Source organism: uncultured Granulicatella sp. (genome assembly GCF_938030755.1).
Lineage (GTDB): Bacteria > Bacillota > Bacilli > Lactobacillales > Aerococcaceae > Granulicatella.
In genome coordinates this window covers 1-22,266 of sequence record NZ_CALHIF010000062.1, presented here as the reverse complement: position 1 = coordinate 22,266, position 22,266 = coordinate 1, and the positions used below count along the sequence as shown (strand labels likewise).

The 22,266-nt window shown below is 38.2% G+C and carries 38 protein-coding genes; 1 reads left to right on the top strand and 37 read right to left on the bottom strand.

All coding sequences use genetic code 11. The annotated features are described in order from the left end of the window. Positions 1-45 precede the first annotated feature (45 nt). The 37 genes from rplQ to fba form a co-directional block, all read right to left on the bottom strand. Complete coding sequence (gene rplQ, locus Q0594_RS06415) at positions 46-426, bottom strand: 50S ribosomal protein L17 (protein ID WP_298730611.1); 381 nt, start codon at positions 424-426, stop codon at positions 46-48. Positions 427-458: 32 nt separating this feature from the next. Further along, complete coding sequence (locus Q0594_RS06410) at positions 459-1,406, bottom strand: DNA-directed RNA polymerase subunit alpha (protein ID WP_298730608.1); 948 nt, start codon at positions 1,404-1,406, stop codon at positions 459-461. A 69-nt stretch (positions 1,407-1,475) separates the two neighbouring features. Next, on the bottom strand, positions 1,476-1,862 hold the full coding sequence (gene rpsK / locus Q0594_RS06405; RefSeq protein ID WP_005607440.1) for a 30S ribosomal protein S11: 387 nt from the start codon (positions 1,860-1,862) through the stop codon (positions 1,476-1,478). Positions 1,863-1,889: 27 nt separating this feature from the next. Continuing rightward, positions 1,890-2,255: a 30S ribosomal protein S13 gene (rpsM, locus tag Q0594_RS06400; protein WP_049555343.1), complete on the bottom strand. Its 366-nt coding sequence runs from the start codon at positions 2,253-2,255 to the stop codon at positions 1,890-1,892. Positions 2,256-2,278: 23 nt separating this feature from the next. Next, positions 2,279-2,392, bottom strand: a complete 114-nt coding sequence (rpmJ, locus tag Q0594_RS06395; RefSeq protein ID WP_005607444.1) for a 50S ribosomal protein L36 — start codon at positions 2,390-2,392, stop codon at positions 2,279-2,281. A gap of 35 nt (positions 2,393-2,427) precedes the next feature. After that, positions 2,428-2,646 (bottom strand): translation initiation factor IF-1, encoded by a 219-nt coding sequence (gene infA, locus Q0594_RS06390; protein ID WP_005607446.1) that lies wholly within the window; start codon positions 2,644-2,646, stop codon positions 2,428-2,430. A 117-nt stretch (positions 2,647-2,763) separates the two neighbouring features. Further along, positions 2,764-3,417 (bottom strand): adenylate kinase, encoded by a 654-nt coding sequence (locus Q0594_RS06385; RefSeq protein WP_298730605.1) that lies wholly within the window; start codon positions 3,415-3,417, stop codon positions 2,764-2,766. 67 nt (positions 3,418-3,484) lie between these two features. Next, positions 3,485-4,783 (bottom strand): preprotein translocase subunit SecY, encoded by a 1,299-nt coding sequence (gene secY / locus Q0594_RS06380; RefSeq protein WP_005607449.1) that lies wholly within the window; start codon positions 4,781-4,783, stop codon positions 3,485-3,487. Continuing rightward, positions 4,783-5,223 (bottom strand): 50S ribosomal protein L15, encoded by a 441-nt coding sequence (rplO, locus tag Q0594_RS06375; protein ID WP_039849224.1) that lies wholly within the window; start codon positions 5,221-5,223, stop codon positions 4,783-4,785. Before rplO ends, secY begins: the two co-directional genes overlap by 1 nt. A gap of 31 nt (positions 5,224-5,254) precedes the next feature. Continuing rightward, positions 5,255-5,434 carry a 50S ribosomal protein L30 gene (gene rpmD, locus Q0594_RS06370; protein ID WP_005607451.1) on the bottom strand — a complete coding sequence of 60 codons (180 nt, stop codon included), beginning with the start codon at positions 5,432-5,434 and terminating at the stop codon, positions 5,255-5,257. Positions 5,435-5,447: 13 nt separating this feature from the next. Then, the gene (gene rpsE / locus Q0594_RS06365) at positions 5,448-5,948 is read right to left on the bottom strand and encodes a 30S ribosomal protein S5 (RefSeq protein ID WP_005607452.1); all 501 of its coding nucleotides are present in this window, start codon (positions 5,946-5,948) and stop codon (positions 5,448-5,450) included. Between the two features lie 21 nt (positions 5,949-5,969). Beyond that, a complete protein-coding gene (gene rplR / locus Q0594_RS06360) occupies positions 5,970-6,326 on the bottom strand; it encodes a 50S ribosomal protein L18 (RefSeq protein ID WP_039849225.1) in 357 nt (118 codons plus the stop codon). A gap of 66 nt (positions 6,327-6,392) precedes the next feature. Beyond that, positions 6,393-6,929 carry a 50S ribosomal protein L6 gene (rplF, locus tag Q0594_RS06355; RefSeq protein ID WP_049555346.1) on the bottom strand — a complete coding sequence of 179 codons (537 nt, stop codon included), beginning with the start codon at positions 6,927-6,929 and terminating at the stop codon, positions 6,393-6,395. Between the two features lie 26 nt (positions 6,930-6,955). Beyond that, positions 6,956-7,354, bottom strand: a complete 399-nt coding sequence (rpsH, locus tag Q0594_RS06350; RefSeq protein ID WP_204703374.1) for a 30S ribosomal protein S8 — start codon at positions 7,352-7,354, stop codon at positions 6,956-6,958. 32 nt (positions 7,355-7,386) lie between these two features. Then, a complete protein-coding gene (locus tag Q0594_RS06345; protein WP_005607459.1) occupies positions 7,387-7,572 on the bottom strand; it encodes a type Z 30S ribosomal protein S14 in 186 nt (61 codons plus the stop codon). Positions 7,573-7,599: 27 nt separating this feature from the next. Continuing rightward, positions 7,600-8,139: a 50S ribosomal protein L5 gene (gene rplE, locus Q0594_RS06340; RefSeq protein ID WP_048710355.1), complete on the bottom strand. Its 540-nt coding sequence runs from the start codon at positions 8,137-8,139 to the stop codon at positions 7,600-7,602. Positions 8,140-8,171: 32 nt separating this feature from the next. Continuing rightward, the gene (rplX, locus tag Q0594_RS06335; protein WP_048710358.1) at positions 8,172-8,474 is read right to left on the bottom strand and encodes a 50S ribosomal protein L24; all 303 of its coding nucleotides are present in this window, start codon (positions 8,472-8,474) and stop codon (positions 8,172-8,174) included. Positions 8,475-8,504: 30 nt separating this feature from the next. Continuing rightward, the gene (gene rplN / locus Q0594_RS06330; RefSeq protein WP_005607465.1) at positions 8,505-8,873 is read right to left on the bottom strand and encodes a 50S ribosomal protein L14; all 369 of its coding nucleotides are present in this window, start codon (positions 8,871-8,873) and stop codon (positions 8,505-8,507) included. 37 nt (positions 8,874-8,910) lie between these two features. Continuing rightward, positions 8,911-9,177: a 30S ribosomal protein S17 gene (rpsQ, locus tag Q0594_RS06325; protein WP_039849226.1), complete on the bottom strand. Its 267-nt coding sequence runs from the start codon at positions 9,175-9,177 to the stop codon at positions 8,911-8,913. Positions 9,178-9,201: 24 nt separating this feature from the next. Continuing rightward, complete coding sequence (rpmC, locus tag Q0594_RS06320) at positions 9,202-9,408, bottom strand: 50S ribosomal protein L29 (protein ID WP_005607469.1); 207 nt, start codon at positions 9,406-9,408, stop codon at positions 9,202-9,204. Further along, positions 9,398-9,832 carry a 50S ribosomal protein L16 gene (gene rplP / locus Q0594_RS06315; RefSeq protein WP_005607470.1) on the bottom strand — a complete coding sequence of 145 codons (435 nt, stop codon included), beginning with the start codon at positions 9,830-9,832 and terminating at the stop codon, positions 9,398-9,400. Before rplP ends, rpmC begins: the two co-directional genes overlap by 11 nt. Positions 9,833-9,834: 2 nt before the next feature. Next, a complete protein-coding gene (rpsC, locus tag Q0594_RS06310) occupies positions 9,835-10,497 on the bottom strand; it encodes a 30S ribosomal protein S3 (protein ID WP_298730600.1) in 663 nt (220 codons plus the stop codon). A 3-nt stretch (positions 10,498-10,500) separates the two neighbouring features. Further along, positions 10,501-10,857, bottom strand: a complete 357-nt coding sequence (rplV, locus tag Q0594_RS06305) for a 50S ribosomal protein L22 (protein ID WP_005607473.1) — start codon at positions 10,855-10,857, stop codon at positions 10,501-10,503. Between the two features lie 19 nt (positions 10,858-10,876). Then, a complete protein-coding gene (rpsS, locus tag Q0594_RS06300) occupies positions 10,877-11,158 on the bottom strand; it encodes a 30S ribosomal protein S19 (RefSeq protein ID WP_005607475.1) in 282 nt (93 codons plus the stop codon). A 57-nt stretch (positions 11,159-11,215) separates the two neighbouring features. Continuing rightward, positions 11,216-12,046, bottom strand: coding sequence for a 50S ribosomal protein L2 (gene rplB / locus Q0594_RS06295; protein ID WP_298730598.1), 831 nt, complete (start codon positions 12,044-12,046; stop codon positions 11,216-11,218). Between the two features lie 43 nt (positions 12,047-12,089). Then, positions 12,090-12,380: a 50S ribosomal protein L23 gene (rplW, locus tag Q0594_RS06290; protein WP_005607479.1), complete on the bottom strand. Its 291-nt coding sequence runs from the start codon at positions 12,378-12,380 to the stop codon at positions 12,090-12,092. After that, positions 12,380-13,003: a 50S ribosomal protein L4 gene (gene rplD, locus Q0594_RS06285; protein WP_005607481.1), complete on the bottom strand. Its 624-nt coding sequence runs from the start codon at positions 13,001-13,003 to the stop codon at positions 12,380-12,382. The genes rplW and rplD overlap by 1 nt, the downstream gene beginning before the upstream one ends. A 25-nt stretch (positions 13,004-13,028) precedes the next feature. After that, positions 13,029-13,661, bottom strand: a complete 633-nt coding sequence (gene rplC / locus Q0594_RS06280; RefSeq protein WP_005607483.1) for a 50S ribosomal protein L3 — start codon at positions 13,659-13,661, stop codon at positions 13,029-13,031. A 25-nt stretch (positions 13,662-13,686) separates the two neighbouring features. Then, positions 13,687-13,995, bottom strand: a complete 309-nt coding sequence (gene rpsJ, locus Q0594_RS06275; RefSeq protein WP_039849279.1) for a 30S ribosomal protein S10 — start codon at positions 13,993-13,995, stop codon at positions 13,687-13,689. Between the two features lie 423 nt (positions 13,996-14,418). After that, entirely contained in the window at positions 14,419-15,606 is a 1,188-nt protein-coding gene (tuf, locus tag Q0594_RS06270) for an elongation factor Tu (protein WP_298730594.1), read from the bottom strand. Positions 15,607-15,760: 154 nt separating this feature from the next. Next, positions 15,761-17,848: an elongation factor G gene (gene fusA, locus Q0594_RS06265; RefSeq protein WP_298730592.1), complete on the bottom strand. Its 2,088-nt coding sequence runs from the start codon at positions 17,846-17,848 to the stop codon at positions 15,761-15,763. A gap of 71 nt (positions 17,849-17,919) precedes the next feature. Then, positions 17,920-18,390, bottom strand: coding sequence for a 30S ribosomal protein S7 (gene rpsG / locus Q0594_RS06260; RefSeq protein ID WP_005607491.1), 471 nt, complete (start codon positions 18,388-18,390; stop codon positions 17,920-17,922). Between the two features lie 43 nt (positions 18,391-18,433). Further along, positions 18,434-18,847: a 30S ribosomal protein S12 gene (gene rpsL, locus Q0594_RS06255; protein WP_005607493.1), complete on the bottom strand. Its 414-nt coding sequence runs from the start codon at positions 18,845-18,847 to the stop codon at positions 18,434-18,436. A 316-nt stretch (positions 18,848-19,163) separates the two neighbouring features. Beyond that, the gene (locus tag Q0594_RS06250) at positions 19,164-19,397 is read right to left on the bottom strand and encodes a DUF2922 domain-containing protein (RefSeq protein WP_298730590.1); all 234 of its coding nucleotides are present in this window, start codon (positions 19,395-19,397) and stop codon (positions 19,164-19,166) included. Positions 19,398-19,518: 121 nt separating this feature from the next. Then, positions 19,519-19,815: a helix-turn-helix transcriptional regulator gene (locus tag Q0594_RS06245; RefSeq protein ID WP_239681736.1), complete on the bottom strand. Its 297-nt coding sequence runs from the start codon at positions 19,813-19,815 to the stop codon at positions 19,519-19,521. Further along, positions 19,757-20,023, bottom strand: coding sequence for a tryptophan synthase alpha chain (locus Q0594_RS06240; RefSeq protein ID WP_298730585.1), 267 nt, complete (start codon positions 20,021-20,023; stop codon positions 19,757-19,759). Before Q0594_RS06240 ends, Q0594_RS06245 begins: the two co-directional genes overlap by 59 nt. A gap of 175 nt (positions 20,024-20,198) precedes the next feature. Further along, entirely contained in the window at positions 20,199-21,056 is an 858-nt protein-coding gene (gene fba / locus Q0594_RS06235; RefSeq protein ID WP_298730582.1) for a class II fructose-1,6-bisphosphate aldolase, read from the bottom strand. Between the two features lie 278 nt (positions 21,057-21,334). Here fba and Q0594_RS06230 point away from each other — a divergent pair. Further along, the coding region (locus tag Q0594_RS06230; RefSeq protein WP_298730580.1) for a CapA family protein at positions 21,335-22,266 on the top strand (932 nt) is incomplete at its 3' end.

Genomic DNA, 22,266 nt, shown 5'->3' with positions numbered 1-22,266 from the left:
TGACGCTCTTTTCAACCATCGAAAAGTGTTCGATTGAATGTTATATTAAACTAATTCAATGATAACCATTGGTGCAGCATCGCCACGACGAGGTTCTGTTTTAAGAATACGAGTGTATCCACCTTGACGTTCGTTGTAACGAGAAGCTAAATCATTAAATAATTTTTGCAACGCTGTTTCAACAACGATTTTTTCGTCTTCTTCACGAACATCTGCAACTTCGTTACGAACAAATGCAGCTGCTTGACGACGAGCATGTAAGTCACCACGTTTACCTAAAGTAATCATTTTTTCTACAGTAGAACGAATTTCTTTAGCACGAGCTTCAGTAGTAACGATACGTTCGTTAATAATTAAGTCTGTTGTCAAGTCACGTAGTAACGCTTTACGTTGTGAACTTGTACGTCCTAATTTACGATAAGCCATTTTATAATATTCCTCCTTCTTAAGAGTTTCTATTAGTCTTCACGACGTAAGTCTAAATTTAAATCGATTAGTTTTTGTTTTACTTCTTCTAGAGATTTACGACCTAAGTTGCGAACTTTGATCATTTCAGCTTCTGATTTGCTTGTTAATTCATGTACTGTATTAATTCCAGCACGTTTCAAGCAGTTATAAGAACGAACTGATAAATCTAATTCTTCAATAGTCATTTCAAGAAGACGTTCTTTTTGAGTTTCTTCTTTTTCGACCATGATTTCTATAGGAAGTGCTTCATTTGTTAAGTTAACAAAAATATTCAAGTGCTCTGTTAAAATACGAGCTGCTAAACTAATAGCATCTTGAGGTGCGATAGAACCATCTGTCCATACATCAAGAGTTAGTTTGTCATAAACATTTTTTTGACCAATACGAGTGTTCTCTACTTGGTAGTTCACTTTACTAATCGGAGTATAAATAGAATCAATTGGAATAACACCAATTGGCATATTTTCAGATTTATTGTATTCAGAGCGAACATACCCACGACCATTTTTAGCGTTCATACGAACGTGGAAGTGATGACCTTCTGCTACTGTACAAATGTATAAATCAGGGTTTAGAACTTGAATGTCGCTATCGTGTTTGATATCGCCTGCAGTTACAACTGCTGGTCCTTTAACATCAATTTCTAATACTTTATTTTCATCTTCACCGAAAGATTTAAGCGCAATTTTTTTAATATTTAAAATGATTGCAGCTACATCTTCAACTACGCCATCTATTGTTGAAAATTCATGTAAAACGCCATCCATTTGGATATCTGTTACTGCAGTACCAGGGAGTGACGATAATAAGATTCGGCGTAATGAATTCCCTAAGGTAGTACCATAACCGCGTTCAAGTGGCTCAACAACGAATTTACCAAATTTTGCATCTTCGCTGACTTCAATCGTCTCAATTTTTGGTTTTTCAATTTCGATCATGTTTTTTACCCCTTTCAAAACGTTCGTTCAATGTGCGATTGTCCGACAAAATTCAACAATAACAATCCATTACACACGACGGCGTTTTGGAGGACGACATCCATTATGAGGGATTGGTGTTACGTCACGAATTGCTGTCACTTCTAAACCTGTAGCTTGTAATGAACGAATAGCAGCTTCACGACCTGAACCAGGACCTTTAACAGAAACTTCTACAGTTTTCATTCCGTGCTCCATTGAACCTTTTGCAGCAGATTCAGCAGCCATTTGAGCAGCAAATGGTGTTGATTTTTTAGAACCTTTAAATCCTAAAGCACCTGCAGAAGACCATGAAACAGCATTACCATGAACGTCTGTAATCATAACAATTGTATTATTAAATGTTGAACGGATGTGTGCTACACCAGATTCAATATTCTTTTTCACGCGGCGTTTGCGTACAACTTTCTTTGCCATGAAGAATTAACCTCCTTCTTCTCTAAATTATTTTTTCTTACCTGCAATAGCCTTAGCTGGGCCTTTACGAGTACGAGCATTATTTTTTGTATTTTGTCCACGAACTGGTAAACCACGACGATGGCGAACTCCACGGTATGAACCGATTTCCATCAAACGTTTGATGTTCAAGTTCACTTCACGACGTAAGTCACCTTCAATTTTTAGTTTATCCACTTCAGCACGGATACGGTCTAACTCATCATTCGTTAAATCGCGAACACGAGTATCTTCATTAACATTAGCAGCAGCTAAAATTTGTTTTGAAGTAGTAACACCGATACCGTAAATATAGGTTAAAGAAATAACAACACGTTTTTCACGTGGAATATCCACACCTGCAATACGAGCCATACTAATGAGTACCTCCTTATATATTATCCTTGACGTTGTTTATGTTTGGGATTTTGACAAATCACCATAACTTTACCATTGCGTTTAATAACTTTACATTTTTCGCAAATTGGTTTTACTGATGCTCTAACTTTCATTTAAGTTCCCTCCTCTATTTCATTAACGGAGTCCATTATTTAAAGCGATACGTGATTCTTCCACGCGTTAAATCATACGGTGATAATTCAACCGTAACTTTATCGCCTGGTAAAATTTTAATGTAGTGCATCCGGATTTTTCCAGATACATGCGCTAAAACCTCATGACCGTTTTCAAGTTCGACCTTGAACATCGCATTCGGTAATGTTTCATTAACAATACCTTCAATTTCAATTACGTCTTCCTTTGCCATGTCTCATCCTCCTTACTTGTAAAAAGTTTTTACGGATTATTTGACGGACTTCTACCGTTATCTAACTTTCTAAGTATACCATTTTAGCTACCATAAATGCAAGATAACAGGCAGTTCCTAGCGAGGTTCGCCCATAATTGATTGAATTGTTTTGAAGAGATTGTCAATGCCGCTTTCTCCATCAACATTACGTAATAAGCCTTTTGCATTATAGTAGTTTAAGATTGGTTTTGATTGTTCAATGTTAATTTGAATTCGATTTTCCACTGTTTCAGGTTTATCGTCTTCACGTTGATAGAAATCATGAGAACCACAACGATCACATGTACCTTCTACTTTAGGAGGGTTATTTGTTTTGTGGTAAGTTGATCCACAGTTGCGACAAATAATTCTTCCTGTTAGACGTTGCATTAAGATCTCTGGGTTCACTTCGATATTAATCACTGCATCAATTGAGCGATTTAATTCTTCCATGATTTTGTCTAGTGCTTCCGCTTGTGCCTGAGTACGTGGGAAACCGTCCAATAAGAATCCTTTTTCTGTATCGGCTTGTTGTAAACGTTCCTTTACAATGCCGTTTGTTACTTCATCAGGTACTAATTCGCCTTTATCCATAAATGATTTAGCTTTCAGACCTAATTCAGTTTGTTGTTGCATAGCAGCACGGAACATATCTCCTGTTGAAATATGTGGAATTCCGTATGTAGCAACGATTTTTTCAGCTTGAGTGCCTTTACCTGCACCAGGTAAGCCCATTAAAATAATGTTCATAGTTGCCTCCTAGAATCATAACTGAGGAACTGACAAAACGCATTACTGCATCTTGTCAATTAATCTGTTATTCCTCAATAAATCCTTTATACTTACGTTTAATCGTACGACCTTCAATTTGTCGGCTGATTTCTAAAGCAACCCCGACAACGATTAGAAGGTTTGTACCACCTAGCATCAATCCTCTTGGTAAGTTCCACAATGCTGCAGCCACCATAGGAAGAATTGAAATACCTCCTAAGTAAAGAGCACCTACTGTACTCAATCGTAGTAATGTACTTGAAACAAATGATTCAGTATCTTTACCTGGACGAACACTTAGGATGTAACCACCAGATTTCTGTAAGTTTTCTGCTACTTTCTCAGGGTTAACCTGAACGAAAGCATAGAAGAATGTAAACACAACAATTAACACTGTGTATAATGTTGCACCCGCAGGCTTAGTAAAATCAAAAATGTTAGTTGCAATTTGGTACCAGCCAGACTCACTATGATCATTAGCATAAAGACTTAAAATCGTCGATGGTAATGTCATGAATGAACTAGCAAAGATAACAGGAATTACCCCTGCAGAGTTGATTTTTAATGGTAACCAAGATGTTTCACTTGATCCTGTTGCACGTTTTGAGTAGGAAATTGGTAAGCGACGTTGTGCTTGTTCAATATAAACTACTAACATAACGACTAAAACAATCGCTACAATCAATGCAACCGTGAATCCTATTGCACGATATAATTCAGTATCTGCACGACCTTGAATTTGTTTTACATAGAATTCATAAATATCATGCGGCATTCTTGCTACAATACCTGCGAAGATTAGAACAGAAACACCATTTCCAATCCCCTTAACGGTTATCATGTCCCCTAACCATGTAAGGAACATTGAACCAGCTGTTAACACAAGCGCAATCATTAAAAATGTTTTAATCCCTGGATTATTAATTAAGCCATAATTTGACCAAACATTAAATCCAAATGAAATTGCATAAGCTTGGAAAAATCCAATAACAATTGTTAAATATCTCGTTGCTGTATTTAATTTACGTCGACCAACTTCCCCTTGTTTAGACCATTCAACGAATGTCGGTAAGAGATCCATTTGTAACAATTGAACAACAATCGAAGCAGTGATATATGGTGAAACACCCATTGAGAATAATGAGAAGTTTGATAATGCACCACCGCTAAATGTATTTAACAACCCGAAGATTCCTGTAGTTGCAAATGTTTGAATTGCTCCAGCATTTACACCAGGAACCGTTACTTGTGATCCAATACGAAAGATAATTAGAATCATTAATGTAAATAATAGACGATTTCTAATTTCCTTCATTTGAACAGCATTTTTTAGTAGAGTGAACATTAGATCACCTCTACAGTTCCACCTGCAGCTTCAATAGCTTCTTTTGCTGCTTGCGAGAATTTATTTGCTTTTACAGTTAACTTGCGTTCAAGTTTACCATTAGCTAACACTTTAATACCGTCTTTTTCGTTTTTAACGATACCGGCCTCAACTAGTACAGCCGCAGTTACTTCTTGACCATCTTCAAAACGATTTAATGTTTCAAGATTTACAACTGCATATTCTTTACGATTAATATTTTGGAAACCACGTTTTGGAATACGACGGAATAATGGAGTTTGTCCACCTTCAAATCCTAATCTAACGCCACCGCCTGAACGAGCTTTTTGACCTTTGCTTCCGCGTCCAGCAGTTTTACCATTTCCTGAACCTTGACCTCTACCAACACGGTTACGTTCTTTACGAGAACCTTCAGCTGGTTGTAATTCATGAAGTTTCATGTTCTGGGCACCTCCTCTTATAAGTTTTAAATTAAACTTCCTCAACATCCACTAAATGTGAAACTGTGTTAACCATACCTTTAATTGCTACGTTAGCTGGTTTAACAACTGTTGAACGAATTTTTGTTAAGCCTAATGCTTTACAAGTATCGATTTGGTTTTGAGGACGTCCAATCAAGCTTTTCTTTAAAGTAATCTTTAATTCTGCCATTATAATGTCCTCCTTATCCTAAAAGTTCTTCAACTGATTTGCCACGTAAAGCAGCAACATCTTCAACACGTTTTAATTGTTTTAATCCTTCGATTGTAGCACGTACCATGTTAACTGGTGTGTTAGAACCTAAAGATTTTGAAGTTACGTCTGAAATACCTGCTAATTCAACAACGGCACGAACTGGTCCACCTGCAGCAATTCCTGAACCGGCTTGAGCTGGTTTTAACAATACGTTACCACCGCAGAAACGACCGATAACTTCGTGAGGAATTGTAGAACCACTAGTTGGAACTTCAATAAGGTTTTTCTTAGCATCTTCAATAGCTTTACGAATAGCTTCTGGTACTTCTTGAGCTTTACCAGTACCGAAACCAACATGTCCATTATGGTCACCGACAACTACTAAAGCAGCAAAACGTAAACGACGTCCACCTTTTACAACTTTTGTAACGCGGTTAATCGCAACAACACGATCTTCTAATTCTAAGTTTCTTGCATCAACATTAACCATGAATTGTGGATCCTCCTTTTCCTAGAATACTAGTCCATTTTCACGTGCTGCTTCAGCTAAAGCTTTTACACGTCCATGGTATAAGTATCCACCACGGTCAAAGACTACTTTCTTAATATTTTTTTCAAGTCCGCGTTCTGCAATTAATTTACCTACAGCAGAAGCTTCCTCAGTTTTTGTTCCGTTTTCTACATTAGTATCTAAAGTAGAGGCACTTGCTAGCGTCACACCCGCTACGTCATCAATTAATTGAGCGTAGATGTTTTTGTTAGAACGAAAAACGTTCAAGCGTGGGCACTCAGCAGTACCAGAAATTTTGCGACGAACACGTGCGTGACGAGTTTGACGCACTTTATTTTTGTCTGGTTTTGTAATCACAATTTTCACCTCTTATTAATTAATCATGCTGCATCAAGCGCAACAAAAGGTAAATAATCGCTAAAATTATTTACCTGTTTTACCTTCTTTACGACGTACAAATTCATCAACGTAACGAATTCCTTTACCTTTATAAGGTTCTGGAGGACGTACGCCACGAATGTTAGCAGCTAATTCGCCAACTTTTTGTTTGTCATAACCTTTAACGATTACTTTTGTATTTGAAGGAACTTCGATTTCGATACCTTCTTCTGGAGTGAACTCCACTGGATGAGAATATCCAACGTTTAATACAAGTTTTTTACCTTGTAATTGAGCACGATACCCAACCCCGATTAATTCCAATTCTTTTTGGAATCCATCAGTAACTCCAACTACCATGTTGTTGAATACTGCGCGAGTTGTTCCGTGGATTGTTTTGTTTTCTTTTGAATCATCTGGACGAGTGAATACTACTTCACCTTCGCGTTGCTCTAAAGAAATGTTTTGGTTGAATGTATAAGTTAATTCACCTTTAGGACCTTTTACAGTAACTGTGTTGTCCTTTAAGTCTACTGTTACTCCTGCTGGAATAACGACTGGTTTATTTCCGATACGGCTCACTTGGCTGCACCTCCTTATTTACTAGATTACCAAACGTACGCTAGAACTTCTCCACCTACGTTTTTAGCTCTTGCTTCTTTATCTGTGATAACACCTTCAGATGTTGACACAATTGCAATTCCTAAACCATTTAATACTTTAGGAACTTCACCTGTTTTAGCATAAACACGTAAACCAGGTTTAGAAATACGTTTCAAGCCTGTGATTACACGTTCGTTATTTTTTCCATATTTCAAGAACACTTTCATGATGCCTTGTTTACCATCTTCTTCAACTGAGAAATCTTTGATGAATCCTTCAGCTTTTAAGATGTTTGCAATAGCAACTTTCATGTTTGATGACGGAACTTCTAGTGATTCGTGACGAACCATGTTCGCGTTACGAATACGAGTTAAGAAATCCGCGATTGGATCTGTCATAACCATTAATGAGTACCTCCTTTATCAAGTAGTAATGATTACCAACTTGCTTTCTTCATTCCTGGGATTTGCCCTTTATAGGCAAGCTCACGTAAACAAATACGGCAAAGTTTGAATTTACGATAAACTGAATGTGGTCGACCACAACGTTCACAACGAGTATATTCTTGAGTTGAATATTTTTTTGGACGTTTGTTCTTTGCGATCATTGATTTTTTAGCCAAACTACTCGCCTCCTGTGAGTTTAATTTTTATTTTTGGAAAGGCATTCCAAGTTGAGTTAATAATTCTTTTGCTTCTTCGTCTGTATTAGCTGTTGTTACGATAACAATATCCATACCACGAACTTTGTCTACGCGATCGTAGTCAATTTCTGGGAAGATTAATTGTTCTTTAACACCTAATGTGTAGTTACCGCGTCCATCAAAAGATTTTTTAGAAATCCCACGGAAGTCACGTACACGAGGTAATGAAACTGTTACTAACTTATCTAAGAAGTCATACATACGTTCACCACGTAGAGTAACTTTAGTTCCGATTGGCATACCTTCACGTAAACGGAAACCAGCGATTGATTTCTTCGCAGTTGTCACAACTGGTTTTTGACCAGAGATTAATGTTAACTCTTCAACTGCTTTTTCTAAGTTTTTAGCGTTTGATGTTGCATCACCAACACCCATATTAATAACGATTTTTTCTACTTTAGGTACTTCCATAACTGATTTATAGTTAAATTTTTCAATTAATGAAGGTACTACTTCGTTTTTGTATTTTGCATTTAAGCGATTCATGCAGGATGGTCCTCCTTCCTCAAATTAATGAATTATGCTTTATTACGACCTTTAGGTACACGTACCTTTTCACCGTTTTCTACTTTAAAGCCTGTACGAGTTGCTTTACCTGTAGTTGGGTCTACGAACATTACGTTTGAAACATGAATTGGAGCTTCCACTTCAACGATTCCCCCTGTTTGGTTCGCTTGAGATGGTTTTTGATGTTTCTTAACAATGTTAACACCTTCAACGATTACACGGTCTTTCTTAGGAAAACTTTTTAAGATTTTTCCTTCTTTACCTTTGTCTTTACCTGAGATTACTTTTACGATATCACCAGTTTTAACGTGCATGTGTTACACCTCCTTCGATTTTGATGAGAATTATAATACTTCTGGAGCTAATGAAACGATCTTCATGTAGTTGTTATCACGTAATTCACGTGCAACTGGTCCAAAGATACGTGTTCCACGAGGGCTCTTGTCATCACGAATGATTACACATGCATTTTCGTCGAACTTAATGTATGAACCGTCTTTACGACGTGCACCTGATTTAGTACGAACGATTACAGCTTTAACGACATCCCCTTTTTTAACAACTCCACCTGGTGTTGCTTGTTTAACGGATGCAACGATTACGTCACCGATATTAGCTGTTTTGCGGCCAGATCCGCCTAGAACTCTAATTGTTAACACTTCACGAGCGCCTGAGTTGTCAGCCACTTTTAGTCGAGTTTCTGTTTGAATCACTATTGGTTCCTCCTTTCAAATGTATACACAATTGAAATTAAATAATTACTGCTTCTTCAACAATTTCAACTAAGCGGAAACGTTTTGTTTTTGACAATGGACGAGTTTCCATAATCTTAACAATGTCCCCAACTTTTGCTGAGTTATTTTCATCATGAGCTACAAATTTTTTCGTATATTTAACACGTTTACCGTAAGTTGAGTGACGTTTGTAAGTTTCGATTGCAACTACTAACGTTTTGTCCATCTTATCTGAAACAACGCGTCCTTGATATACTTTACGTTGGTTACGTTCTACAGTCATGTTCATTGCCTCCTTTGCTGATGATTATTTTTGCAATTCTTCTTGACGCAATGCAGTCTTGATACGCGCAATTTGTTTACGTACTTCACGAATGCGTGCTGTACCTTCTAATTGCCCAGTAGCAAGTTGGAATCGTAAGTTGAATAGTTCTTGTTTTAATTCATTTTCTTTTTCAACAAGTTCAGCAGTGGATAACCCTTTAAGTTCTTTCTTAAGTTCATTAACCTTCATTCGATTCACCACCATTTTCTTCGCGTTTCACAAATTTTGTTTTAACTGGCAATTTGTGTGATGCCAAACGTAAAGCTTCGCGTGCGACTTCTTCTGATACGCCAGCGATTTCGAACATCACTTTACCGCGTTTAACTGGTGCAACCCATCCTTCAGGTGCCCCTTTACCAGAACCCATACGAACCCCGATAGCTTTAGCTGTGTATGATTTGTGAGGGAAAATTTTAATCCATACTTTCCCACCACGTTTCATGTAACGTGTCATAGCGATACGTGCTGCTTCGATTTGACGGTTTGTAATCCAGTGAGATTCTGTTGCTTGTAAACCGTATGTACCGAATACTACTTCTTTACCACCTTTAGCTTCCCCGCGCATTTTTCCACGGAACTCACGACGGTGTTTTACACGTTTAGGTACTAACATGTTTATTTCCCTCCTTTCTCAGAGTTTTTGTTCTTTCTTGTTGGTAATACTTCATCGCGGTAGATCCAAGTTTTAACACCTAATTTACCGTATGTTGTATCTGCTTCTTCCCATGCGTAGTCAATGTCCGCACGTAATGTATGCAATGGAACTGTTCCTTCTGAATAGCTTTCAGAACGAGCGATATCGGCACCGTTTAAACGACCTGAAACCATAGTTTTGATTCCTTTAGCACCAGCGCGCATTGTACGTTGGATTGCTTGTTTTTGTGCACGACGGAAAGCGATACGACGTTCTAAGTCGCGAGCGATTCCTTCAGCAACTAATTTAGCATCTAAATCAGGTTTTTTGATTTCAACAATGTTAATGTGAACTCGTTTACCTGTTAAATTGTTTAAGTTTGTACGTAATTTATCTACTTCAGATCCACCTTTACCAATTACCATACCTGGTTTAGCTGTGTGGATTGAAACATTAACACGATTAGCAGCACGTTCAATTTCAATAGTTGAAACGCTAGCTTCGTTTAATTGTTTACGGATATAATCACGGATTTTTAAATCTTCATGCAAGAATTCTGCGAAATCTTTTTCTGCGTACCATTTTGAATCCCAGTCACGGATGATTCCGACACGCATTCCTAATGGATGAATTTTTTGACCCACTGATTATCCCTCCTTCTTCTCTGATACCACTACAGTGATGTGGCTTGTGCGTTTTAAGATTTGTGAAGCTGAACCTTTAGCACGTGGACGGAAACGTTTCATTGTTGGTCCTTCGTTCACGTAAGCTTCACTTACATATAAGTTTTCAACATCTAAGTCGAAATTGTGTTCAGCGTTAGCAATTGCAGACATTAAAACTTTTTCTACGATTGGTGATGCAGAACGTGGTGTGAATTTCAAGATTGAAATTGCGTCACCGATTTTTTTACCTCTAATTAGATCGACAACAAGGCGAGCTTTACGAGGTGCAATACGAACTGTTTTAGCAACTGCTTTAGCAGATGTGATTTGTTCTGACATTTTTCAAGTCCTCCCCTCGTTATTTGCGTTTAGATTTCTTATCGTCATTCACGTGACCACGGTATGTTCTTGTAGGTGCAAATTCACCTAATTTATGTCCTACCATGTCTTCTTGAATATAAACTGGAACATGTTTTCTGCCGTCATATACAGCAATTGTTTGTCCAACAAAGTTTGGGAAAATTGTTGAACGGCGAGACCAAGTTTTGATCACAACTTTTTTGTCGCTACCTTGAGCAGCTTCAACCTTTTTCATCAAATGTTCATCGACGAAAGGTCCTTTTTTCAAACTACGACCCATTACGGAAATCCTCCTTCCAAGAATTTAATAGAATCAGATTTGTTATCTAGTTATTAATTATTTTTTACGACCACGAACAATAAGCTTGTTAGAACGAGCTTTCTTGCTACGAGTTTTGTATCCAAGAGCTGGTTTACCCCATGGAGATACAGGTGTTGGACGTCCGATAGGAGCACGACCTTCACCACCACCGTGTGGGTGATCGTTAGGGTTCATTACAGAACCACGAACTGTTGGGCGTTTACGTTTCCAACGAGAACGTCCTGCTTTACCGAAGTTAATTAATTCGTGTTGTTCATTACCAACTGTACCAACTGTAGCGCGGCAAGTTGAAAGAATCATACGAACTTCACCTGAGTTCAAACGAACTAAAGTGTATTTACCTTCTTGACCAAGTACTTGTGCACTTGTACCAGCTGAACGAACTAATTGTCCGCCTTTACCTGGTTTTGTTTCAATGTTGTGGATTACAGTACCGACTGGGATGTTTGCTAATGGTAATGCATTACCTACTTTAATATCAGCATTTTCTCCTGATTCGATACGTTGTCCTACTTGTAAACCTTTTGGAGCAATGATATATGCTTTAACTCCATCTACATAGTGAATTAATGCAATGTTTGCTGTACGGTTTGGATCGTACTCGATTGAGTGAACGACACCTTCAACGTTATCTTTGTTACGTTTGAAGTCGATCACACGGTAAGCACGTTTGTGTCCGCCACCTTGGTGACGTACAGTGATTTTACCTTGGCTGTTACGACCAGCGTTGTTTTTTGATGATTCCAACAAAGTTTTTTCTGGTGTTGACTTTGTGATTTCGCTGAAGTCATAACCTGTCATATTACGACGGCCGTTTGAGGTTGGATTATATTTTTTAATCGCCACGTCTATTTCCTCCTATTATTATAGTAGTTTTTCATTCTGAAGATTAAGCTTCTTCAGCGAATAATTGAATATCTTTTGAATCTTTTGTAAGCTTCACAATTGCTTTACGACGTTTGTTAGTGTAACCACCGTAGCGGCCAACACGTTTGAATTTAGCACGTACATTTAAGATGTTAACTTTTTCAACTTTAACACCAAAAATTTCTTCTACGGCTTGACGTACTTGGATTTTGTTAGCACGTACATCAACTTCAAAAGTGTATTTCTTTTCGTCAGTAGCAAGCATTGAAGCTTCAGTAATGATAGGGCGTTTGATTACGTCACGTGCATCCATTATTGAAGTCCCTCCTCTACTTTAGAAAGAGCTGCTTTTGTGAATAATAGTTTGTCGTTGTTTACAACGTCTAATACAGTAACATCTGTTTCGTCAACGATTGTTACGTTTGGAATGTTACGAGCTGATAATAATGCGAAATCATTTGAAGATTCTACAACTACTAACACTTTTGTATCTACGTTTAAGTTAGACAATACTTGTGCAAACTCTTTTGTTTTTGGTGCGTCAAATTGTAATGCTTCCACTACAACAAGCTTGTTATCCAATACTTTTTGTGATAATACTGATTTAATCGCTAAGCGACGTACTTTTTTAGGTAATTTGTAACTATATGAACGAGGTGTTGGTCCGAATACAATACCTCCGCCACGCCATTGTGGTGAACGGATTGATCCTTGACGAGCACGACCAGTTCCTTTTTGGCGCCATGGTTTACGGCCGCCTCCGCTTACTGCACTACGGTTTTTAACAGCGTGTGTTCCTTGACGTAATGAAGCGCGTTGCATGATTACTGCGTCGAATACTACATTTTCATTTGGTTCAATTCCGAAGATATCTGAGTTTAATTCGATTTCTCCGTTTGTTGTTCCATCTTGTTTAAATAATGTAACTTTTGTCATTCTCTCGTTCCTCCTTCCCTATTTATTATTTAGATTTAATTGCTGTTTTAATTTCTACTAATGATTTCTTAGATCCAGGTACATTACCTTTGATTAAGATTACATTGCGTTCTGCATCAACTTTCACTACTTCTAAGTTTTGAATAGTGATACGGTCGCCACCCATTTGTCCAGGTAATGCTTTACCTTTGAAAACACGTGATGGGAATGATGCTCCACCCATTGAACCGGGACGACGGTGGTAACGAGAACCGTGTGCCATTGGTCCGCGAGATTGTCCATGACGTTTGATAGCACCTTGGAAACCTTTCCCTTTAGATGTACCTGTTACGTCAACGATGTCTCCTGCTTTGAATACATCAACTGTAATTTCTTGTCCTACTTCGTACTCGCTAAGCTCGACATTGTTGAATTCACGAATGAAGCGCTTAGGAGTAGCATTTGCTTTTGCTACATGACCTTTAGCAGGGCGATTTGATAAAACTTCACGTAAGTCGTCGAAACCTAATTGAACAGCTTCGTAACCGTCGTTTTCGATTGTTTTTAATTGAAGAACAACGTTTGGAGTTACTTCAACTACTGTTACAGGAATAAGTTCACCTGCTTCTGTAAAGTATTGAGTCATCCCTACTTTTTTGCCTAAGATTCCTTTGGTCATGGTTACACCTCCATTTTTCTATTTATTATAATTTGATTTCGATGTCAACGCCGCTTGGTAAATCAAGCTTCATTAAGGCATCAACAGTTTTTGGCGTTGGATTAACGATGTCGATCAAACGCTTGTGTGTACGCATTTCAAATTGTTCGCGAGAATCTTTATATTTGTGAGTCGCACGAATAACTGTGTAAAGCGATCTTTCTGTTGGCAATGGAATTGGACCAGCTACGCTAGCACCAGTTCTTTTTGCTGTTTCTACGATTTTTTCCGCTGATTGATCAAGCGCACGATGTTCGTAAGCTTTCAAACGGATACGGATTTTTTGTTTTGCCATTGTCTTTCCTCCTTCGTCTAATGTTGTCATAAGACTAGCTCCACGCGAATTTCCGACTTAACCCTTTCGTGGCAAAGCGTCCGGGCGTGTCGCAACCTCTCGTTTCATAGCTCCCCTTCTTATTTTAAGAGGGGGTATGCTGCTTTAGAATTTACATTCCTCTGCGGCACTTTTAATAGTATACAAGATTCTCTTTTTGATTGCAAGCGAAAACCGTTGATTTAACAACATTTATTTATGCACACGCGCCCGTGTGTTTCATTTTGCTTTAAAACCTTTACAAACACCGTCAAATCAGCGTTTTTAAACTTCTTATGTGAATTTTGCAATTCGCTTCCAATTGTCTGACATTTTATTTTTAAAAAATTTTAATAAAAAAAGACTATCCATAAAGGATAGTCTTGAAAATTTAATTTAGAAAAATTATTTTTCGATAGAAGCTACTGAACCGGCACCTACAGTACGTCCACCTTCACGGATAGAGAACTTAGTACCAGCTTCAATCGCTACTGGGTGAATTAATTCAACTTCCATAGTTACGTTATCACCAGGCATTACCATTTCAACGCCTTCTGGTAACACACAAACACCAGTGATGTCTGTAGTACGGAAGTAGAATTGAGGACGGTAGTTTGAGAAGAATGGAGTGTGACGTCCACCTTCTTCTTTAGTTAATACGTAAACTTCAGCTTTGAATTTAGTATGTGGAGTGATTGTTCCTGGTTTAGCAAGAACTTGTCCACGTTCGATGTTGTCACGTGTAACACCACGTAATAATGTACCAATGTTATCCCCTGCTTCAGCGTAGTCTAACAATTTACGGAACATTTCAACACCAGTTACAGTAGTTTTAGAAGTTTCTTCAGAAATACCAACGATTTCAACTTCGTCACCAACACGAACTTGTCCACGTTCAACACGACCTGTAGCAACTGTACCACGACCTGTGATTGAGAACACGTCTTCAACTGGCATCATGAATGGTTTGTCAACGTCACGTTCTGGAGTTGGAATGTATTCGTCAACAGCAGCCATTAATTCTAAGATTTTTTCTTCGTATGAAGCGTCGCCTTCTAAAGCGCGTAAAGCAGAACCTGCAACAACTGGAGTGTCATCGCCTGGGAAATCGTATTCTGATAATAAGTCACGAACTTCCATTTCTACTAATTCTAATAATTCTTCATCGTCAACCATGTCAACTTTGTTTAAGAATACAACGATGTAAGGAACACCTACTTGACGTGATAATAAGATGTGTTCACGTGTTTGAGGCATTGGGCCGTCAGCTGCAGATACTACTAAGATAGCACCGTCCATTTGAGCAGCACCAGTGATCATGTTTTTAACGTAGTCCGCGTGTCCTGGGCAGTCAACGTGAGCGTAGTGACGAGTGTCAGTTTCGTACTCAACGTGAGAAGTGTTGATTGTGATACCACGTTCGCGTTCTTCTGGAGCTTTATCGATTGAACCGTAATCTTGAGCTTGCGCGAAACCTTTCTTAGCTAATACAGTTGTAATAGCAGCAGTTAATGTTGTTTTACCGTGGTCAACGTGGCCGATTGTACCAATGTTAACGTGTGGTTTTGAACGGTCAAATTTTTCTTTTGCCATTTAAATGATTCCTCCTATTAATTGAGTTTTGTTAGATTCTATAACAGTATCTACCGATTGTAATTATACCAAAGAACTCTCTTAAAAATCAACTGGTTATGACTGACATAACCAGTCGATATCGTTCATTTGATAGTTATCAATGGGGGGGAGATTATTCTCCGTTACCGCCATTTTTCTTAATGATTTCTTCTGCAATGCTCTTAGGAACATCTTCATAGTGGTCAAATGTCATACTAAATGTACCACGACCTTGTGTTGCAGAACGTAATGTAGTTGCGTAACCGAACATTTCTGATAAAGGAATCATACCTTTAACGATTTGTGCGTTACCACGAACTTCAGAACCTTCTACACGTCCACGACGAGCATTAACGTGTCCCATTACATCTCCGAAGTATTCTTCAGGAACTGTAATTTCAACAGCCATCATAGGTTCTAAGATAGCAGGTTGAGCTTTCTTAGCAGCAGCTTTCAATGCCATAGAAGCGGCAACTTTGAAGGCTGTTTCAGATGAATCGACATCATGGTAGCTTCCATCATAAAGTTTAGCTTTAATGTCAACTAATGGATAACCAGCTAATACCCCGTTTTCCATAGCATCTTTCAATCCAGCTTCAACTGCAGGGATGTATTCACGAGGAACAACCCCACCGACAATTGCGTTTTCGAATTCGAATCCAGCACCTTCTTCGTTAGGAGTAAATTCAATCCATACGTGACCGTATTGACCTTTACCACCTGATTGACGAACGAATTTACCTTCAGCTTGCGTAGAAGCACGGAATGTTTCACGGTAAGATACTTGAGGAGCACCTACGTTAGCTTCTACTTTGAACTCACGACGCATACGGTCAACGATGATATCCAAGTGTAACTCACCCATACCAGCGATAACTGTTTCACCAGTTTCTTGGTTAGTGTAAGCACGGAATGTTGGATCTTCTTCTGCAAGTTTTTGTAAAGCAATACCCATTTTATCTTGGTCAGCTTTTGATTTAGGTTCAATAGCAACCTCGATAACTGGATCAGGGAATTCCATTGATTCTAAGATAACTTCTGCTTTTTCGTCACATAATGTGTCCCCTGTAGTTGTATCTTTAAGACCAACTGCAGCAGCGATGTCTCCTGAGAATACTTCTGGAATTTCTTGACGAGAGTTCGCGTGCATTTGTAGGATACGTCCTACACGTTCACGTTTACCTTTCGTTGAGTTTTTAACGTATGAACCTGATTGTAAAGTACCAGAGTACACACGGAAGAATGTTAAACGACCTACGAATGGGTCAGTCATAACTTTGAAGGCCAATGCTGAGAATGGTTCTTCATCAGATGAATGACGTTCTACTTCTTGGTCTGTGTTAGGGTCTACCCCTTTAATTGAAGGAACATCTAATGGAGATGGTAAGTAGTCAACTACTGCATCTAACATTAATTGTACCCCTTTGTTTTTGAAGGCTGAACCACATAATACTGGGTAGAATTCTACCGCACATGTAGCTTTACGGATAGCTGCTTTTAATTCAGCTTCTGAAATTTCATCACCTTCTAAATAGCGTTCCATTAATTCTTCATCAGTTTCAGCAACAGCTTCCACTAATTTTTCACGCCATTCTTCAGCTAAATCTTGTAAATCTTCAGGGATATCTGTTTCTTGGATATCTGTACCTAAGTCATTTGTATAGATTTCAGCTTTCATTTTGATTAAGTCAATGATACCAGTGAAGTCGTCTTCAGCTCCGATTGGTAATTGAATTGGGTGTGCATTTGCTTGTAAACGTTCGTGGATTGTACGTACTGAATATAAGAAGTCAGCACCGATTTTATCCATTTTGTTTGCAAATACGATACGTGGAACTCCGTATGTTGTCGCTTGACGCCAAACAGTTTCTGTTTGAGGTTCTACCCCAGATTGTGCATCAAGTACAGCTACAGCACCATCTAATACACGAAGAGAACGTTCTACTTCAACTGTGAAGTCCACGTGCCCCGGAGTGTCGATGATGTTGATACGGTGGCCTTTCCATTGTGCTGTTGTAGCAGCAGATGTAATTGTGATACCACGTTCTTGTTCTTGTTCCATCCAGTCCATTTGTGAAGCTCCTTCGTGAGTTTCACCAATTTTGTGGATTTTACCAGTGTAATAAAGTACACGCTCAGTCGTTGTAGTTTTACCTGCATCGATGTGGGCCATGATACCGATATTACGAGTATTTTCAAGAGAGAATTCTCTTTTTGCCATCTTCGTTCTACACCTCTTTCTATATTTCTAACAATAAGCAAGACCAAAAAGGTTGAAAAACCTTTTTAATCTTACCAACGATAGTGAGCAAACGCTTTGTTCGCTTCAGCCATTTTATGTGTGTCTTCACGTTTCTTAACAGAAGCACCTGTGTTGTTCGCAGCATCCATAATTTCTTTAGCTAAACGAACTTCCATTGTGTCTTCACCACGTAAACGTGAGTAGTTTACTAACCAACGTAAACCTAGTGTAGTACGACGGTCTGGACGAACTTCAACAGGAACTTGGTAGTTAGAACCCCCTACACGACGAGCTTTAACTTCAAGAACAGGCATAATGTTTTTCATTGCTTGTTCGAAAACTTCCATTGGATCGTTTCCAGTTTTTTCTTTAACGATATCAAATGCGTTATATAAGATTGTTGCAGCTTTACCACGTTTTCCATCTACCATTAAACGGTTGATTAAACGAGTAACTAATTTTGAATTATAAATTGGATCAGGTAAAACATCACGTTTTGCGACAGGACCTTTACGAGGCATTTATAATCCTCCTTTCATTTAATGAGTGTTTTATTTTAAAAAATTATTTTTTAGGACGTTTTGTACCGTATTTAGAACGACCTTGCATACGGTTGTTAACTCCTGCAGTGTCTAAAGCACCACGAATGATATGGTAACGTACCCCTGGTAAGTCTTTTACACGTCCACCGCGGATTAATACAACGCTGTGTTCTTGTAAGTTGTGACCGATACCTGGAATGTACGCAGTTACTTCGATTAAGTTAGATAAACGTACACGGGCATATTTACGTAACGCTGAGTTAGGTTTTTTAGGTGTCATAGTACCTACACGAGTACATACACCACGTTTTTGTGGAGAGTTTGTATTCGTTTGTGATTTTTTGAAACTGTTATAGCCTTTACCTAACGCTGGAGAAGCTGATTTCTCCACTGCTGATTTACGAGGTTTACGGACTAATTGGTTAATAGTTGGCATTAAGCTCTTCCTCCTTCCCTAACGGGTTCTTCTTGGTCCACACTTCCGGGCGGACCATTTTTTGTTAAAAATTAAAAGACATCGCTGTCTCATAAAATGGCCTTCTTACCAGTCAGCACGACTGATTTGATTACTTATCAGGAATCAGGTATAAAAGCACCTCTAATAGAATAGCATTTCTCCTCCAACACGTCAAGAATTTTCTTAAGAGAAAATGTCCCCTTTTTATCCGGTACAATTTATATAGAAGAAACTTACTCCACAATAAATATCCACCGTCTTAGCCAGTGGATATTTATTCGATTATTTATTGTTGTTAAAGAAAGACATCCACTCTCCGCGTCTTATAATAAGCATCTCTTCGGCCTTCATACAATTGTACTCCGTCTTTTTCAAAAAGATTAGCTTCTATAATACTCTCCATTGCTATATTAGCTGAATCCTTCTTCAATTTATCCTTAGGACGTGAAATAATCAGGTTCTTTGTTTTTCTGTCACTCCCTTTGAATCGTAAATGCAGTTTCTTCTCAACAAATGTATGATGTGTCATAATTTTTCCTCCTCATTTCTATTCATAATCTAATAAGTCTTACACTTATAAAAACAAATTTAGGAGTTAAATTGCTATGCTCTAAAAGAATTTTTCTGTGAATAATTGTAATTTTGTAATGCTATTTAGGTAATTTTTTCTTTTTTACTTTCACTTCTACATCATATCCACATCGATAGGCTAAATCCAACAGAGTAAGGATAGTTGGATTATGGTCTCCACTCTGCAATCTAGAAAGATTTGATGCTTTAAGATCGACTTCTTTTGCAAAGTCTTCCAAAGAAAGTCCTGTTACCGTTTGTAACTTTGTCATTTGTAACGCAACTCGCTGCATCATCATTTCCTTTTCTAAATCATACTCAAACGTCGGATATTCTGATGAAAGCTTGCAAAGTTTTGAAGTTAGGTACGTCCCCATCGTCCATCTCCTCCTTAACATTTTTTGAAAGGGTTATTAGCAATCCATGTTTTCCTTTATACCAGCGACCCCATTTTTGAATCATTTCTTCTGTTAACCCATCTTCTTGCAGTATTTTTAATATGGCTGCATATTTTACTTTTTCTTCGTATGAATACTCATCTAACCGATCTACCATATCTCTTTCGATTTTAAACTTACGCTTCATATCTCACACCTCCACACCTTAAAATTATCATATATGATAATTATCACATATGATAATTTTGCTCTTTTGTAGTATTCTTTTGCTCAAATAAATATCCACCGGCTTAGCCGGTGGATATTTACTGATCTAATTAAAAAGAGACAGGCGAAATCGCCTGCCTCTATACAGTTATAAATTAAGCTTTTCCTGTTGAACCAAAGATGTCCATTGTTTCTTTTGTAATCTTAACGATTGCGTCGAAACCAGGTTTGATAATTTTACGTGGGTCATAAACACCAGCGTCTGCATTTAATTTAGCACGAACTGCTGCTGTCCATTGTTGTTGTAATTCAGTGTTAACGTTGATTTTAGCATGTCCACGTTCGATTGCTTTTTTGATTTGATATTCTGGAATACCTGATCCACCGTGTAATACTAATGGAGCACCTGTAGCTTCTGAGATAGCTAACATTTCATCGAAACCTAAAACTGGTTCGCCTGAGTAAGTTCCGTGAACTGAACCTAAAGCTGCTGCTAATGCATCGATTTTAGCTTCTTTAACCATACGTACACATTCGTTTAAGTCAGCGTAGTTAATTCCTCCAGTTACGCCATCTTCAGTACCACCTACAGTACCTACTTCAGCTTCAACTGAAACTCCTTTTGGGTGTGCGTATTCTACAACTTCTTTAGTTAAAGCGATGTTTTCATCGATTGGGAAGTGAGAGTGATCAAACATTACTGAGCTGAATCCAGCGTCGATGTATTGTTTACATACTTCTACTGAAGAACCGTGGTCTAAGTGTAATGCTACTGGAACAGTGATGTTCATTGCATCTAATAATGCATTTACCATAGCTGAAACTACTGTAGGACCACCCATGTATTTACCAGCGCCTTCAGATACACCTAAGATAATTGGTGAGTTAGCTTCTTGAGCTGCTGTTAATACGGCTTGTGTCCATTCTAGGTTATTGATATTGAATTGACCAACAGCGTATTTACCTTCTTTAGCTTTTTGTAACATTTCAGTCATGCTTACTAAACGACTCATGTTTTAGTTCCTCCTTGATGCTTACAGCATTTATTTTTAACGGTTTTATTATAGCGTATTTCCTTTTATTTTTCCACCTTTTGTTGTTTTTTAACGTTTTCATAATCTTTCATTATGAAAATAACGCTTTTAATACCAATTCGTAAAAACTAAACAAATTTTTGTATATGCTGATAACCATTCCAATTTAAATGCTCGTTATTTATCCCAAAACCATCTTTTAAAATTTTTTTATTTTTATTATAATAAAGAAAAACGAGGTGGGATGGTGGATGTTTATGAGAGGTTCTAAAAAGCAAGATAGAATCAAGCGAATGGAATTTTACGGGGTTTGTATTTTATCTGTATTTACGATTACAGCAGGGTTCCTTACACGTCCCTCTGTGCAAGAAAGCATAGAGACTGTTCAAGCACCACAGGCATCAGCTGAACAAAATCAAGAGGCTACCCCTACACCAAACAACCCTCAGTCTCCACCAACGAAGAAGCAAGTGACTCGTATCACCGCAAGCGGAGATATGCTATATCACGATATCGTTTATGGCAGCGCATTTGACGGAACATCCTATGATTTCAAAAATGACTACGAGCAAATTACGCCACTCGTATCTAGCGCAGACCTTGCGATTGGGGATTTCGAGGGGACCATCAATCCAAACGAACCACTTGCTGGGTATCCACTTTTTAACGCTCCCGAAGAAGTCATTCAAAGTATTAAAGATGCCGGATACGATGTACTCGACTTAGCGCATAATCATATTCTTGATACAGGCATCGAAGGCTTAAAATACACAGCCAATGCCTTCCGCAAAAATGGACTTGATATTTTCGGGGTTAAAGTAGACCCGACAGAAGGCATCCTTGTAAAAGAAGTCAACGGCATCAAAGTAGCCATCCTTGGATTTGCATATGGATTTAATGGAATCGAAGCTACTCTCACCGACGAAGAATACAATAACCACTTATACGATTTAAATATGCAAAAAGTGAAACAGCTCATCCAACGCGCTGAAGAAATTGCCGACTTTACGATTGTGTTGCCACAAATGGGAGAAGAATATCACCTTCAACCAACACAAGGACAAATCGATACGTATCATCAAATGATTGAATGGGGTGCGGACGTGATTTTTGGTGGACATCCACACGTTATTGAACCAACTGAAACCATCACTAAAGACGGTGAAAAGAAATTTATCATCTACTCGAT

What these genes read in the sequence shown, in the direction of transcription:
- rplW (WP_005607479.1), bottom strand. Translation starts at nt 12,380, where the DNA reads ATGGATGCACGTGACGTAATCAAACGCCCTATCATTACTGAAGCTTCA.
- rpsH (WP_204703374.1), bottom strand. Translation starts at nt 7,354, where the DNA reads ATGGTTATGACAGATCCAATCGCGGATTTCTTAACTCGTATTCGTAAC.
- rplQ (WP_298730611.1), bottom strand. Translation starts at nt 426, where the DNA reads ATGGCTTATCGTAAATTAGGACGTACAAGTTCACAACGTAAAGCGTTA.
- fusA (WP_298730592.1), bottom strand. Translation starts at nt 17,848, where the DNA reads ATGGCAAAAAGAGAATTCTCTCTTGAAAATACTCGTAATATCGGTATC.
- Q0594_RS06250 (WP_298730590.1), bottom strand. Translation starts at nt 19,397, where the DNA reads ATGACACATCATACATTTGTTGAGAAGAAACTGCATTTACGATTCAAA.
- rplP (WP_005607470.1), bottom strand. Translation starts at nt 9,832, where the DNA reads ATGTTAGTACCTAAACGTGTAAAACACCGTCGTGAGTTCCGTGGAAAA.
- rpsQ (WP_039849226.1), bottom strand. Translation starts at nt 9,177, where the DNA reads ATGACTGTAGAACGTAACCAACGTAAAGTATATCAAGGACGCGTTGTT.
- rpsL (WP_005607493.1), bottom strand. Translation starts at nt 18,847, where the DNA reads ATGCCAACTATTAACCAATTAGTCCGTAAACCTCGTAAATCAGCAGTG.
- Q0594_RS06385 (WP_298730605.1), bottom strand. Translation starts at nt 3,417, where the DNA reads ATGAACATTATTTTAATGGGCTTACCTGGTGCAGGTAAAGGCACTCAA.
- rpsG (WP_005607491.1), bottom strand. Translation starts at nt 18,390, where the DNA reads ATGCCTCGTAAAGGTCCTGTCGCAAAACGTGATGTTTTACCTGATCCA.
- rplD (WP_005607481.1), bottom strand. Translation starts at nt 13,003, where the DNA reads ATGACAAAAGTTACATTATTTAAACAAGATGGAACAACAAACGGAGAA.
- rplE (WP_048710355.1), bottom strand. Translation starts at nt 8,139, where the DNA reads ATGAATCGCTTAAATGCAAAATACAAAAACGAAGTAGTACCTTCATTA.
- rpmD (WP_005607451.1), bottom strand. Translation starts at nt 5,434, where the DNA reads ATGGCAGAATTAAAGATTACTTTAAAGAAAAGCTTGATTGGACGTCCT.
- rpsE (WP_005607452.1), bottom strand. Translation starts at nt 5,948, where the DNA reads ATGGTTAATGTTGATGCAAGAAACTTAGAATTAGAAGATCGTGTTGTT.
- infA (WP_005607446.1), bottom strand. Translation starts at nt 2,646, where the DNA reads ATGGCAAAGGAAGACGTAATTGAAATTGAAGGTATTGTTAATGAAACA.
- secY (WP_005607449.1), bottom strand. Translation starts at nt 4,783, where the DNA reads ATGTTCACTCTACTAAAAAATGCTGTTCAAATGAAGGAAATTAGAAAT.
- Q0594_RS06240 (WP_298730585.1), bottom strand. Translation starts at nt 20,023, where the DNA reads ATGAAGCGTAAGTTTAAAATCGAAAGAGATATGGTAGATCGGTTAGAT.
- rplC (WP_005607483.1), bottom strand. Translation starts at nt 13,661, where the DNA reads ATGACCAAAGGAATCTTAGGCAAAAAAGTAGGGATGACTCAATACTTT.
- rpmC (WP_005607469.1), bottom strand. Translation starts at nt 9,408, where the DNA reads ATGAAGGTTAATGAACTTAAGAAAGAACTTAAAGGGTTATCCACTGCT.
- fba (WP_298730582.1), bottom strand. Translation starts at nt 21,056, where the DNA reads ATGAGTCGTTTAGTAAGCATGACTGAAATGTTACAAAAAGCTAAAGAA.
- tuf (WP_298730594.1), bottom strand. Translation starts at nt 15,606, where the DNA reads ATGGCAAAAGAAAAATTTGACCGTTCAAAACCACACGTTAACATTGGT.
- rpsS (WP_005607475.1), bottom strand. Translation starts at nt 11,158, where the DNA reads ATGGGTCGTAGTTTGAAAAAAGGACCTTTCGTCGATGAACATTTGATG.
- rpsK (WP_005607440.1), bottom strand. Translation starts at nt 1,862, where the DNA reads ATGGCAAAGAAAGTTGTACGCAAACGCCGCGTGAAAAAGAATATTGAA.
- rplX (WP_048710358.1), bottom strand. Translation starts at nt 8,474, where the DNA reads ATGCACGTTAAAACTGGTGATATCGTAAAAGTAATCTCAGGTAAAGAC.
- rpmJ (WP_005607444.1), bottom strand. Translation starts at nt 2,392, where the DNA reads ATGAAAGTTAGAGCATCAGTAAAACCAATTTGCGAAAAATGTAAAGTT.
- rplO (WP_039849224.1), bottom strand. Translation starts at nt 5,223, where the DNA reads ATGAAACTTCATGAATTACAACCAGCTGAAGGTTCTCGTAAAGAACGT.
- Q0594_RS06245 (WP_239681736.1), bottom strand. Translation starts at nt 19,815, where the DNA reads ATGGGGACGTACCTAACTTCAAAACTTTGCAAGCTTTCATCAGAATAT.
- Q0594_RS06410 (WP_298730608.1), bottom strand. Translation starts at nt 1,406, where the DNA reads ATGATCGAAATTGAAAAACCAAAAATTGAGACGATTGAAGTCAGCGAA.
- rplV (WP_005607473.1), bottom strand. Translation starts at nt 10,857, where the DNA reads ATGTCAGAACAAATCACATCTGCTAAAGCAGTTGCTAAAACAGTTCGT.
- rpsJ (WP_039849279.1), bottom strand. Translation starts at nt 13,995, where the DNA reads ATGGCAAAACAAAAAATCCGTATCCGTTTGAAAGCTTACGAACATCGT.
- rpsM (WP_049555343.1), bottom strand. Translation starts at nt 2,255, where the DNA reads ATGGCTCGTATTGCAGGTGTGGATATTCCACGTGAAAAACGTGTTGTT.